Here is a 12,669-nt window from a genome sequence, read left to right on the forward strand (position 1 = left end):
TTGGGTGACATGGCTTCGATACCCTTGAAGCCCCCCGGCTTAACGGGGAAAACTGATGCGCCTTATGGGCGCACAATACTTTGCTTGACGTCCCCAACCATAAACCGGTTGCCCGGCGCGTCCTTGGCGATCAGTTGGACAATCGCTTCCTGCACGCGGTTCGTATCCTGATACTCGTCCAGCAGCACCTCGGCGAACTGCTCCCGGTATTCCAGCGCTGCGTCGGAAGGAACAGGTTTCCCCGGCAGCGACTCGTCGGCGCTGAGGATCTTCAGGCAAAAATGCTCCAAGTCCGCAAAATCGACGAGCCGCTTGCTCATCTTGGCCGTCCGGTACCGCTCGCCGAAATCGATTACCAGACCGACGAGCGCCTCCATAAGCGGTCCCATCGTCCGCAGCTCCGCCTCGTACTGTTCCGGCGTCCGTCCGAACAATTCTTCCTTCAGCTCGCTCAGTCGGTCTTTAACCTCCCCCCGCATGTCCTTCACTTGCTCCTGAAGCGCTTTGTCGAAGCCATCTCCCCGGCAAGCCTTCAGCTTGCCGAAAGCGGCGCCCTGAAACGCTTGATACAGCGGTTCCCAAGAGCCTGCGTCGGCCAACTCCAGCAGCTCGCCGACGACCGCGCCGTCATCTTGAAGATTGGTCAAATACGGCGCCGGTCCTCCGGGCTGCTCTGCGATCCGCACCGCTTCCCGAAGCCTTGATACCATAGCCTGCAGCTCCAAGCGGACGTACGCAAGCAAGCTTGCCAGCCACGGATTATCGCCGGAAGCGACGGGCCGCTCGAACATGCGGACGCATTCGTTCAGCCAATGCTCCGGCCACGGGTGGCTCCGCGAATCGTCATACAGCCGCTGCACAAGCGAGAACAGTGCATCGTCGTTTTTGTCCCCGCTGAACGAATCCGCCAGCCGCCAGAACAAATCGCCTTCTCCGGCTTCGCCGTACCGCTCCTCCAGCAGCTCCTCCAACAAATCCTGCCGCAGCAGCGCGCTCTCCGTTTCATTGGCGATTCGGAAGTTCGGATCGAGTCCGATCCGCTGGTAATGCCGCTGAATAACCTCCATACAAAAAGAGTGCAGCGTCGTAATCGACGCCTGCGGCATCAGCGCAAGCTGCTTGCGCAGGTGATCCGAGCCCGGATTGTCCGCCAGCGCCTTCTCCAGCGCCTCGCTGATCCGGTGGCGCATTTCGGCGGCTGCCGCCTTGGTGAACGTAGCGACAAGCAGCCGGTCTACGTCAAGCGGCTCGCGCTCGTCCGAAATGCGGCGGATAATCCGTTCGACCAGCACGGCCGTTTTCCCGGAGCCCGCAGCGGCGGCGACGAGCGTAGAACAGCCGCGGACCGCGATGGCCTGCCATTGTTCGTCCGTCCAGGTGCTATTCTCCGGCTTGGGCATCGTTTCCGTCATTGTTCGTTCCCTCCATTCTCGTTATCCGGTTCTTCCAAGACGTTCCCTTCCCCCGGCTCCGCTATCCGGCTCTCTTCAGCAGTCGGCCGTTTTGCCGAAGCGCGCGGCCGGTAAGCCGCTCCGGCGGAGGGGGGAGCGGAAGCAGCCTTATGCTCCATCATTTCCCATATGCGGTCTTTGCCGATCGGCGTAAGCTGCTTGTACGCATTGCCGTCGAGCTGCGTATCGAATTGGCATACGGAACGGTACGCGCACATCGTGCAGGCCGTCGCTTGGCCCATCCGGTAAGGCGCAATCTCGATGGTACCGTCCGTCAGCGACGTCCCGATCTCGCGGATCGTCCGCTTGACGTACCGCCGAACGGTGTTCCACTGTTCTACGGAAGCAACTGACGACGTTTTATAGAAGCTGCCGTCCGTCTTAAGCGCTACCGGCAGCAGGTCGGAATGCCCTCCGGCTTCCGCCAGCCCTCTGTCCATCAGCCGGATCGTATCCGCGTCGGCACGAAGCAAACCTCTCATTTTGAACCGCTTCTTCAACTCGCTGTCGATCTCTTGAGCGGAAAGCCCGTTTCTTGCGTTCAAAACCGGATTATGTACATGGAAGTACAACACGCCCGCCGGCTGTGCTTCGTGTCCGAGCCAAATCGGCGCATGCGTCAGAATAACGTCCAAATACGTGAGCATTTGCAGCGATAACCCATAATACACTTCGGTCATATTCAGCGCCTTGGAGCTCGACTTGTAATCGATCACCCGCAGCAGCGTTCCTTGCTCGGTATCCGCCCGGTCGATCCGGTCGATTCTTCCCCGGAGCTCCATGCGTACGCCGTTGTCCAGATCGTAAAGCAGCGGCGGGATCGGCTGTCCGCTTCCGAAGCCGACTTCCAGTCCGATCGGCCGGAACTGCCCCCGCCGGGCGTGCTCGCCCAGCATCAGCGCCGCCCGTCCGATCACCTGCTTGAGCTTGCGCGCAATATACGAATACCGTTTGGAGCTGAGCAAAATTTCGCCCTGCAGCTTCGGCGCAAGCGCGTCGACGACAAGCGCCGCCCGCTGCTCGCATTCCGCGGCCGATAAGCCGCCCCAGTCGAACCCTTCGCGCTCCGCCTGCTCCGCAAACTTGGTCAAGGCGGCGTGAAACAGCTGCCCGATATCGGGCGCTTCCAAGCGAAAAATACGGCGTTCCTTCAGCCGCAGCCCGTGAGAGACGAACTGGGAGAACGGACACGCGACGAAGCGCTCCATCCGGGATACGCTCGTCTGGATGCTTTCTCCGTACAGCTCGCGGCTCGTTGCGGCGCTCAATTCCTTCGCCCCGTTCGAACAGAGCAGCGCCTGCACCATCCGCGACAGCTTCAGAGCATGTTCGGGTTGGCGGGCGAACCAGTTGTACACCGACCACCAGACGGCGTTCATCGGAGCCCCGCCCATCCACTGCTTTAGCTGTACCATTAGCAGGGACAACGCTTTATCCGGATGTGCGACATACTCCATTTGTTCGCCGGCGTGGCTGTCCGGGGTCGGATCGTTCAACAGCAGCCGCTCCTGCAGCGACGGGAACATCCGCTTCACCTGACGGATCACGTCCGAAGGCAGAAGCGACCTCCCTTCCTCGTCGGCCAACGGGTAGCTGAGCCATAATCCGTTCGAAGGCGCGCAAAACGCGCAGTAGATCAGGAACGACTCGTCAAGCAGCCGCCTCTGGCTCCCTTCAGCAGTTTGCAGCCCGTTTCCGGCCAACTGCTCGCGCTCCGCTTCCGACAAGACGCCGCTTTCGGGCATTTTGGCGGGCATGACTCCCTCGCTCACGCCAAGCACGAACATGTGCTTGACCTGGCCGGAACGGGTCCGGTCCATGCTGCCGACCAGCACTTGATCGAGAGTGGGCGGGACATGGCCGAGCTTGATGCTTTCAAGCCCCGTGTCCACCAGCTCCGCGAACGTCTCCGGCGTCATCGTCTCGTCTCCCATCAGCTCGGCGAGTTGATCGAACATATCCACGATCCGTTCCCATACTTGGGCGTGCTCCCGCGCTTTCTCCGCTCGTCCTTGCGTAAGGGCCGCTTGGCTCCAAGATTCCAGCCGCTCCGGCACCCGCAGCTGCTCCAGCAGGCCGTACAGCGCCTCAACCCGCTGAAGCACTGTCGCTTTCCGGCGCATGCGTTCCTGCAGCGCCCCGAGCGGCTCGGCCACCAGCCTGCGGCAGGCGTTGAGCTTTCGCAGAAACGCCTCGTCCGCCTCACTGGCTCGCGTATCGTCCTGCTCGAGCGTGGTCCGGTACGAATACGTCCAGTCCTTCGTCCATTTGTGTCCCTGAATGCCGAACGCCAGCGCATAGTTTTCGAGCTGGTCCATCGCATGCCGGTCGATGATCAAACCGTCCTCCCGCTCTCTCGCCTCGCCGAACGGCAGGAAAAATCCAGTTTTGACCGCGCGAAAAACCGCTTCGTATTTCCAATAACGGTTGACCGTTTCGAGCGCGGAACGAATCAATTCGACGAGCGGGTGATGCACGACCGGCCGCTTATGATCCAAAAAGTGCGGGATGCCGTAGTCGGCAAATGTGCCCGAGATCAGCTCGCCATACGATTCCATGTTGCGGACCGACACGGCGATGTCGCGCCATCTAAGCCCTTCGTCGCGGACGAGCTTGACGACGTCCCGGGCCAGCGCCTCCACCTCCGCCCTGCGGCTGACCGCCGCCGATATGCGAACGGCCGGCGGCCTGTTATCCCCCGCCTCGGGTCGGTAAGGCTTTTTCACCCGCTCCTCCCATTGCGCCTCCAAAAATCCGAGTGACGGCGTCTCCCGGAACCTTGCCGGAGGCGACGGCGGCAGGATGATCGAGGCTTCGGTTTCGACCTCCAAGGCATCCAGCCGCTCCCGCAGCGTCTTCATCGTCCGGGCGGTCGGATGGAACAAATCCAGCTCGTGCGGCTGCTCCCCGCCCGTGTACGGACGGTTCAGACAGAGCGTCATCGTAACCTGGCCAGCGTACAGCGCAAGCTGTTCCAGGACGGCAAGCTCCTGAGGGGTAAACCCGTGGAACCCGTCGACCCATAGTTCCGCGCCCCGTAAATACGCCGATTCGCCGACTTGGCGGGCCAGCAGCGTCAAATAATCTTCCCCGTCCAGATACAGCTTGGACAATTCGGCCTCGAATTCGCTGTACAGAAGCTGCAAATCGTGCAGCTTGTCCGGAAGCGTGCCGGAAGCATTGCCGCCGTCGGATGCAAAGCGCGACGAATAAAACTGCTCAAGCTGATCGGGGCTTATACAGTACCGTTTCAGCTCCGCAAACAGCTCGTTCAATTTATCCAGAAAGCCCGTTTGTCCCGCCGACGCTTGAAAACGGCGCAGACGTTCTTTTTGTTTATGTAAAATGCGGTGCAGCAGCAATTTTTTTCCTGTTTCATCAATCGGCAGGCGCGAGGCGCCGCCTACCTCCTGCATGACGCGCCAGGCAAGCCGCCGAAAGCTGAGCACTTGAGCGCGCAGCGTGCCTCCGAGTTCTGGAGAGGACACCAACGCGTATTCCGCCTGAAAGGTAGCCTGCTCCGGCACGAGCCAGATCAGCGGCGCACCGTCCGGCTGCTCCAGCAGCTTTTGCTTGATCGCGCTTAGGCAATACGTCGTTTTGCCGCTGCCCGCACGGCCGAGCACAAATTGAAAAGCCATAGTCGCTCCTCCAAATTTAACTTCAATTCACGTAACTCTATTATTCTACCAAAATGTCGGACATTGCGGAAAAGACAGGTTTTGGTATAGTATAGCACAATCGAATACACCGGAACACTCGTTCCGCCCCGGCGTATCCTTTGGCTGCGGCATTGGCTCGGCACAATAGGAAAAGCCAGGAAAAGGGCCGCCCTTTAGGACAGCGCGCTTTTCCCGGCTTTTTCCACAGAATCGAAGCTTGAAGTTTCCTACAGGCGTTCCCGCTTTTGCTGAAAACGGGCGATCGCCTCGTATTCTTCCTCCATGCTTCGCGCAATTTTAATGTAGATAGGCAGAAGCTCATGGTAGATTTCGGCATGCTCCCGTATCGGCTTATGCACATGCGTTGCGCCGACCATCCGGGAAACGATTTGCAGCGAATCCGCTCTCCCTGTCGCGTATAACCCAAGCACGACGGCCCCGAGACAAGAGCTTTCGAAGCTTTGGGGGACAACCACTTCCTGATCGAAAATATCCGCCATGATCTGACGCCAGAGAGAGGAGCGGGCAAAGCCGCCGGTAGCTTGAATTTTTTTGGGCCGCCCGATCCGCTCCCCCATCGCCAGCAAGACGGTGTACAGATTAAAAATAACCCCTTCCAGCACGGCGCGGATCATATGCTCCTTGCGGTGGTGCATCGTCAAGCCGAAAAAGGAGCCTCTCGCATTCGCATTCCATAAAGGGGCGCGTTCCCCAGTCATATAAGGATGAAAAATCAGGCCATCGGAGCCTGGGCTCACCTTCTCCACAATTTGCGTCAGCAGATCGTAGGCATCAATTCCAAGACGTTTGGCCGTTTCGACCTCCGATGCGGCAAACTCGTCCCTCGCCCACCGGAACAGCATGCCGCCATTGTTGACCGCTCCGCCGATGACCCAATGCTTTTCCGTCAGGGCATAGCAGAAGATTCTCCCCTTCGGATCGGTTGAAGGCCTGTCGATCACGGTGCGGATCGCGCCACTGGTGCCGATGGTCGCCGCCACAACTCCGGGCTCAATCGCATTCATGCCAAGGTTGGAAAGCACACCGTCGCTCGCGCCGACAATAAACGGAGTCGTTCCGGCAAGGCCCGTTTCTTCCGCAAACCCGGCTTTCATTCCTTTCAGCGCGTACGTCGTCGGGACGAGTCTGGACAATTGATTTCTCGATATCCCGGCAACGTCCAGCGCTTCCTCGTCCCAGTCCAGCTTCTGCAAATTCATCAGTCCTGTCGCCGAGGCAATGGAATAGTCGACCACGTATTCGTCGAACAGCTTGGCAAACACATATTCCTTGATCGAGATGAATTTGCTGGCGTTTTGAAACAACTCCTGATGATCATGGCGAAGCCACAGCAGCTTGGAAAGCGGCGACATCGGATGGATGGGCGTTCCCGTCCGCAAATAGATCTCATGGCCGTTCATGTCCCGTTTCAAGCGTTCCGTCCAGGCGGCGCTTCGGTTATCCCCCCATGTGATGCAGCGCGTTAGCGGCCTGCCTTCGGCATCAACCGCGATGACGCTGTGCATAGCCGAGCTGAAAGAGACAAACAGGACTTGCTCGGGCCTCGCGGCGCTTTGCGTCATTACGCGCTTCAGCGTTTGGATTACCGCGCGGAAGATGCGGTCCGGGTCCTGCTCGGCTATAGACGAAGTAGGCGTATACAAAGGATATTCCTCGTCCGCCTTGGTTACGACTTTTCCGCTTTCCTCGAATAAGACAGCTTTCGTGCTGGTCGTTCCGATGTCAACGCCAATCATATAGTAGGCTGGCTGGCTCAATGAAATAACCCTCTTTCTTAAACCACGGCGCTCTGGCAATCAGAACAACAAGAAAAATAATGGAAAGTAACGCCCATGATCAAGGTCAAGTTGGGATCGAGACCAAAATACGGTTCATAAGCACTCTCCTTATTATTCAAGCGAGCATGATTCGGTATCCAGAGTATGCCCTTTTTATAGTATGGCAATGAATTCATGTGTACTTGTCGACAAGTATGACAATGAAAAGCCTGCAAAGCAGTGGCCTTTTAAGGAAACCTGCTATGCAGCGTTTTATGTGAGTCGGCAAAATATTGCTGAACGACGGTTTGAATGACGGTGACATCCTTCGATTCGAGCCCGGCGACAAGCGAGCGGTGCTTATCGATGACGGACTTGAGTTTGTTTTCGCCTTTGGAGAATATCTCCGACGTCGTAAGGAACATGACGGTCAACACGATTTGGCGGATGCTTTTCCACAAATGCAAGATCCTTGTATGCTTGGCCTCCACGATGATCGCTTCGTGAAAAGAAAAGTCCAGATACGAAAATTCCTCGATATCGCGATGCTTCATCGCCAATTCCATCTTATCGATGTTCCGTTTCAGATTGGGGAGCAGCGACTCGTGGTTTCCTTCGGCCAATCGCTGCTGCGCAAAGCTCTCGATCAAAAACCGGACGTCATACAGCTCTTGGACATCCTGTGAGCTGAGACCGTTCACGACGGCGCCCATTCTTTCCAGACGAATGAGACCTTCGTTTGACAATGTTTTCAACGCTTCCCTGACCGGCGACCGGCTTGTTCCGAAATCCGCGGCCACCTTATTTTCGGATATGACTTCGCCCGGTTTTATGTTCCCGGCGATAATTTGCAATCTTAATTCGCAAGCCATTCTTTCTCCCAAAGACAACCCTTGCAACCATGCAGCAGGATAACGCATGAACAACTCTCCCATTCAGACCGTTTTTCGATAAGCGCGATAAGGTATCGTAGACAAGTATTTCTAGATTTTATCACATCGTTATGAAACGAATCCATCGGGAAAATCGATCTTACGAATTTCGTACGACTTCATGACCGCCAAACTCATTGCGCAGAGCGGCCACCACCTTGCCATGGAACGTATCGTCTTCCATCGACCGGTACCGCATCAGCAGGGACAACGCAATGACAGGCGTGCTGATTTCCATATCAAGCGCCGTCTGAACCGTCCATTTTCCTTCACCGGAGCTTTTCATAATTCCCCGAATCCCGTCCAGCTTGGGATCTTTGGAAAACGCGTTTTGGGTCAGCTCCATCAGCCATCCCCGAATCACCGAGCCGTTCGCCCACACCCGCGCAACCTCTTCGTAATTGAAATCAAACTGACTTTTCGATAAAATTTCAAAGCCTTCGGCAATCGATTGCATCATACCGTACTCGATGCCGTTATGGACCATCATGAGAAAATGCCCGCTGCCGTGGCCGCCGGCATACAAATAGCCTTGGTCGACCGCGATGCCTTGAAACAGCGGTTCAATGATTCCAAACGCGTCCTGGTCGCCGCCGATCATGAAGCAGCCGCCGCGAGCCGCGCCCTCCGTGCCTCCCGATGTTCCCACGTCGAAAAAATGGATGCCCCGCTCCTTCAGCTTATCCGCACGAGCCACCGATTGCTTGTAGTGGGAGTTCCCGCCGTCAATCACGATATCCCCTTGCTCCAGCAGCGGACCAAGCGTATCGATCACCTGATCTACAATCGGACCGGCCGGTACCATGATCCAGACGATGCGGGGAGCTTCCAGCTTCTCTACCAGCTCGTTGACGGAAGCGGAGAGCTCTGCGCCGCATTCTTGCAGTTTCTTTCCCGGTTCGGGATTGACGTCATACACCACCACCTCATGCTGCTGCTGAAGCAAATTTTGCACGAGGTTGAACCCCATTTTTCCAAGTCCGATCATTCCTAGCTTCATCATTATCACCCCAACAAATATTGTGTACTTGTATACAAGTATTCATGTGTTTAAAGATAATATACCTCTATCCTGCTTGTCTGTAAACTACGAATTGCTCTCCTCCTCTGTCTTGAGAGCATCGGATTTCGGAACAGCTTCGTCTTGCGCCGGAACAAATGCCTTGCCCGCAGAACGTATGTTTGGTAATATCGTGGTAAGATATAACAACGAAACGTTTGAAACGGAGGAATTTATTATGATGCCGCTTGCCGAACAAGACTGGACGCACGATGTGGCGGACGCCGCCTCCCGCGGCTCGGTTTCCGCCTTAACGGCTGTCTTGGGCCCGGTCCTCAGCACGCTGCCCGATAAACAGGCGCGCGCCGTCAAGCATCAAGCGCTGCAAGTGATCGAAGCCGCGCTGCCCGATCCGAAGCGGCTCGTCCGCTTGGCTTCCGGACTTGCGCAATCCGGGGACGAAACGGCGCAGGAGCTTGCCGTCTTTCTATTGTCCGGCCAGTACACAGCAGCTCCCGACGAGACAGCTGAACGGCTGCGCTTCTTGACCGAAAGCCCGCACGCTACCGTCCGGCGCTGGACGGGCGAGGCTTGCGGAACGCTGTTGGTCAAGCAATTTCACGCGTTTTATCCGCAGCTAACCGCATGGTCTACCTCGCCTCTACCGCACGAGATCACAGCCGTCGCTCACGCCGTCCGAATCGCGGCAAAAACCCGCAACCCGGCATGGAGCCGGCCGCTGCTGGATTTGACCGAGCTGCTGATGTCGGGCGCCCCGGTCTCCGCCGGAAAAGCAATAAGCCCGCTCACACTCGGTGAGGGGCTGCTCGCTTCGTATCCAGAGGAAACGGCTGCACGGCTTGACGTATGGATCGCCAGTGCGAACGAGGCGGTTCGCATCCACGCGACGAATATGTATGCCTCAGCCGCAGCGGCTGAGCATTGGGACCTGCTCGCGCCCGCTTTCACCAAGCTGGAGCAGGATGTATCGCCAGCGGTCCGAAGAGCCGTCACCCGGGCCCGCAAGCAGTTGCTGAAACGACTGCCTCCGGACCGTTCTGCCGGACTCGCTCTTTAAAAGATCGGCCGGCATCAGCCTTTCCAAACACGCCCGATCCGTTCAAATCCGAAGTCAGACGGATTCGGAAAAGCCCCTGCGAAGGTACGGGAAGCAGGTTACAGCTTGCTGTCGGCCTCGCCGGTCATCCATACCGTTTTATCCGCTGCCGGACGGCGCTTGCCCTCGGATGCCGTCGCCTCTGGAATACCAACGTACACTAGCCCTACGATGGCATCGGCATCGCCGAGACCGAACGCCTGCTTCATCCGCGGATGATAGGCCGGTTCCCCGGTCCGCCAGATCACTCCAAGTCCGAGCGAGTGCGCCATGAGCAGCATATTTTGCACGGCGGCATGCGCTGCGGCAAACTCCTCGATGCGGCTGACCCCTTTCGCCGCGGACGGAGACACGGCAACGGCGATTACCACCGGCGCACGGAATGCTTTTGCACCCTGCTTCGCCCGCAGTTCCTCCAGCTCTTGCCCCGACACGCCAGCGGCCCCTTCGGCTGCAATATCCGCATACGCGTCAGCCAACGCTTGCCGGCCGCCGCCGGTCATCACATAAAAGCGCCAGGGCTCAGTCGCATGGTGGCTGGGCGCCCAGTTGCCTGCTTCCAGCAGCTGCTCGATCAGCTCCCGCGCAATCGGATCGCTCTTAACGCGCCCTACGCTTCTCCGGCCACGAATCGCCTCGGTTAATGACATGTTCGAATTCATCTGACCAGCACCTCCGAAATCATCTTATGAAGAAGTTACCGCAAGGATCATAATACAACGGTCTCCCCGACGTCAAATCTATTGTTCAAAAATTCAAAAAAACCTTAATTCGGTGTGTACCGAACTAAGGCTTGTTCCATGCTGATTATCTTATCGCTTGCTTCGAACCTCAAAAATAGCGAACTTCAAATAGTTGCCTTCCTCCACCCCGAGAATACGGGGATGGTCCTTGCCGGCATTACGGAATTCGATCAGACGCAGCGTTTTGCCCGCATCGTAGGCGGCCGCGTTGATCGTTTCGAGGAACAACTCCGGCTTCATATGGTAAGAGCAGCTTGCCGTCACCAAGTATCCGCCTTCGTTCACCAGCTTCATGCCGTGCAGGTTAATATCCTTGTAGCCCCGGCAAGCCCCTTCGACCGCGCTCCGCGACTTGGCGAAGGCCGGCGGGTCCAAAATGACCACGTCCCACGTTCTGCCTTTCGCAGCAAGTGGCACCGACGTATCGACCTTCCGTTCGCCCGATTTTCCCCGCTCCTGCCGAAGCTCCAAGCCACGAGCCTGCTCACGCAGATAATCGAACGCGTCGGCGACAACGAACTCCACCCGATCGCTGAAACCGTTCAGCTCCACGTTCCGCTTGGCCGTTTCAACAGCATGCTCGGAAATGTCGAGGCACGTCACTTTTTTGGCGCCGAATTGGCATGCATGAAGCGTAAAGCTGCCGGTATGCGAGAAGCATTCCAGTACCGTCGCGCCATCCCAAAAAGGAAACGTCACTTCGCTGCCATTCCGGTTGACCGGCACGCGCTTTACCGTCCCGTCGTCCAGCACCCGCTCCTGCAGTTCAATGCCGCCCCGTTGGCCCCAGCCCTTCATGAGCGGTTCCAAGGCGGCCCGGTTTTCCCGCTGGTCGAAAAAATAACCGGTCTTCTGCCCCTGCGCAATATCCACTTCCAGAACGATCCCGTTCTCACGGATCGTGACATGCTGCGGGCATTCGCCGTACAGCACGCCGGTCCGCTGCTCCAGACCTTCGAGCTGCCGCACGGAGACGTCGCTGCGCTCGTAAATGCCAGCCGGCCTCATGACCTCCACCAACGCGGAGACGACCGCCTCCCGCACCCGCTCCATGCCAAGCGTTAAAATCTGTACCACCAGCACGTCCTCAAACTTGTCCACGATCAGGCCCGGCAGGAAATCCGCCTCGCCGTAAACGAGCCGGTACGACCCTGCGTTCGGCAAAAACCGTTCCCGGTGCTCCTTGCATTCTTGAATCCGGCGGACAAAGTAGGCGTGTGTCATTTCTTCCATCGGTTCGTAGGAAACAATCCGAACGGTCAATTGCGAAGCCGGATTATAATACCCGGTCGCTAAATATTGACCGGCGTGCGTATGTACGGATACGAGCCCTCCTACCGGCGCCTCGCCCTCCACGCGTTCGATTTCCGAGCGGTACACCCATGGGTGGCCTTCTTCCAACCGTTTTTTTCTTTTTTTCTGCAATACAACGACAGCCATGGCCGAAGTCCTCCCAATGTTTAGTACGGCGAGGTGCCGTTGAGCCCCCGCTTCAGTTGAATCCGGTCATTGTCCGTTCACTTCATAGCCCAACGCATTCAGCGCCTTTTGCAAAACGGAATCGTTGTTCCCGTATCCGGAATGCGTCTGCTGATGCCATGCCTCAAGCGGATGAAGCCATTCGACGCCGCGGATTTCCTCGACCTGCGCCTGCAAGGTGCCTCCGGTCGCTTCCACAAGAAAATAGTGGACCTCTTTGTCGATGAGCCCGCCGTTCATAGCGAATTGGTACGTGATCGTCTCCAGCGGACGCACGATGGTTCCCGTAATTCCCGTTTCTTCGAGAATTTCGCGCAGCGCCGTTTGCTCTATCGTTTCCCCGGCTTCCATCTTGCCTTTCGGCAGTGTAATTTTGCCGTACCGGTCCTGGATCATTTGCACCTGCACGTCGTTTCCGATTTTGCGAAACACTACGCCCCCTGCCGAAATTTCCTTCATCGACATCACCCTTTCCTATTGGAAATCGAAAGGACTTCACCCGTCGGA

General features: G+C 57.3%; 8 protein-coding genes and 1 pseudogene. 1 reads left to right on the top strand and 8 read right to left on the bottom strand.

Annotated elements, in window-relative coordinates:
- Positions 1 to 68: 68 nt before the first annotated feature.
- The 5 genes and pseudogenes from NLX71_RS04495 to gnd all read right to left on the bottom strand — a co-directional run.
- Positions 69 to 1,412, bottom strand: a pseudogene (locus tag NLX71_RS04495) (UvrD-helicase domain-containing protein); the annotation flags it as partial.
- Positions 1,409 to 5,092: a helicase-exonuclease AddAB subunit AddB gene (addB, locus tag NLX71_RS04500; protein ID WP_254362301.1), complete on the bottom strand. Its 3,684-nt coding sequence runs from the start codon at positions 5,090 to 5,092 to the stop codon at positions 1,409 to 1,411. The gene addB and the pseudogene NLX71_RS04495, both read right to left, overlap by 4 nt.
- A gap of 248 nt (positions 5,093 to 5,340) precedes the next feature.
- Positions 5,341 to 6,870 carry a gluconokinase gene (gntK, locus tag NLX71_RS04505; protein WP_254362491.1) on the bottom strand — a complete coding sequence of 510 codons (1,530 nt, stop codon included), beginning with the start codon at positions 6,868 to 6,870 and terminating at the stop codon, positions 5,341 to 5,343.
- 269 nt (positions 6,871 to 7,139) lie between these two features.
- On the bottom strand, positions 7,140 to 7,811 hold the full coding sequence (locus NLX71_RS04510) for a GntR family transcriptional regulator (protein WP_254362302.1): 672 nt from the start codon (positions 7,809 to 7,811) through the stop codon (positions 7,140 to 7,142).
- Between the two features lie 112 nt (positions 7,812 to 7,923).
- The gene (gnd, locus tag NLX71_RS04515; RefSeq protein ID WP_254362303.1) at positions 7,924 to 8,823 is read right to left on the bottom strand and encodes a phosphogluconate dehydrogenase (NAD(+)-dependent, decarboxylating); all 900 of its coding nucleotides are present in this window, start codon (positions 8,821 to 8,823) and stop codon (positions 7,924 to 7,926) included.
- A gap of 238 nt (positions 8,824 to 9,061) precedes the next feature.
- On the opposite strand from gnd, the gene NLX71_RS04520 reads away from it, so the two are divergent.
- Complete coding sequence (locus tag NLX71_RS04520; protein WP_254362304.1) at positions 9,062 to 9,901, top strand: hypothetical protein; 840 nt, start codon at positions 9,062 to 9,064, stop codon at positions 9,899 to 9,901.
- Between the two features lie 98 nt (positions 9,902 to 9,999).
- Here the strand turns inward: NLX71_RS04520 and NLX71_RS04525 are convergent, their stop codons facing one another.
- The 3 genes from NLX71_RS04525 to NLX71_RS04535 all read right to left on the bottom strand — a co-directional run bounded on the left by NLX71_RS04525 (position 10,000) and on the right by NLX71_RS04535 (position 12,621).
- Complete coding sequence (locus NLX71_RS04525) at positions 10,000 to 10,602, bottom strand: nitroreductase family protein (RefSeq protein ID WP_254362305.1); 603 nt, start codon at positions 10,600 to 10,602, stop codon at positions 10,000 to 10,002.
- A gap of 150 nt (positions 10,603 to 10,752) precedes the next feature.
- Positions 10,753 to 12,123, bottom strand: coding sequence for a class I SAM-dependent rRNA methyltransferase (locus NLX71_RS04530; RefSeq protein ID WP_254362306.1), 1,371 nt, complete (start codon positions 12,121 to 12,123; stop codon positions 10,753 to 10,755).
- A 66-nt stretch (positions 12,124 to 12,189) separates the two neighbouring features.
- Entirely contained in the window at positions 12,190 to 12,621 is a 432-nt protein-coding gene (locus tag NLX71_RS04535; protein WP_254362307.1) for an NUDIX hydrolase, read from the bottom strand.
- Between the last annotated feature and the right edge of the window lie 48 nt (positions 12,622 to 12,669).

It is taken from the genome of Paenibacillus sp. MZ04-78.2, assembly GCF_024213375.1.
In the GTDB taxonomy this organism is placed as follows: Bacteria; Bacillota; Bacilli; order Paenibacillales; family NBRC-103111; genus Paenibacillus_G.

Excerpts from the sequence above, each read along its gene's own strand:
- NLX71_RS04520 (WP_254362304.1), top strand. The coding sequence starts at position 9,062 with ATGATGCCGCTTGCCGAACAAGACTGGACGCACGATGTGGCGGACGCC.
- addB (WP_254362301.1), bottom strand. The coding sequence starts at position 5,092 with ATGGCTTTTCAATTTGTGCTCGGCCGTGCGGGCAGCGGCAAAACGACG.
- NLX71_RS04530 (WP_254362306.1), bottom strand. The coding sequence starts at position 12,123 with ATGGCTGTCGTTGTATTGCAGAAAAAAAGAAAAAAACGGTTGGAAGAA.
- gntK (WP_254362491.1), bottom strand. The coding sequence starts at position 6,870 with ATGATTGGCGTTGACATCGGAACGACCAGCACGAAAGCTGTCTTATTC.
- gnd (WP_254362303.1), bottom strand. The coding sequence starts at position 8,823 with ATGAAGCTAGGAATGATCGGACTTGGAAAAATGGGGTTCAACCTCGTG.
- NLX71_RS04535 (WP_254362307.1), bottom strand. The coding sequence starts at position 12,621 with ATGAAGGAAATTTCGGCAGGGGGCGTAGTGTTTCGCAAAATCGGAAAC.
- NLX71_RS04525 (WP_254362305.1), bottom strand. The coding sequence starts at position 10,602 with ATGAATTCGAACATGTCATTAACCGAGGCGATTCGTGGCCGGAGAAGC.
- NLX71_RS04510 (WP_254362302.1), bottom strand. The coding sequence starts at position 7,811 with ATGCGTTATCCTGCTGCATGGTTGCAAGGGTTGTCTTTGGGAGAAAGA.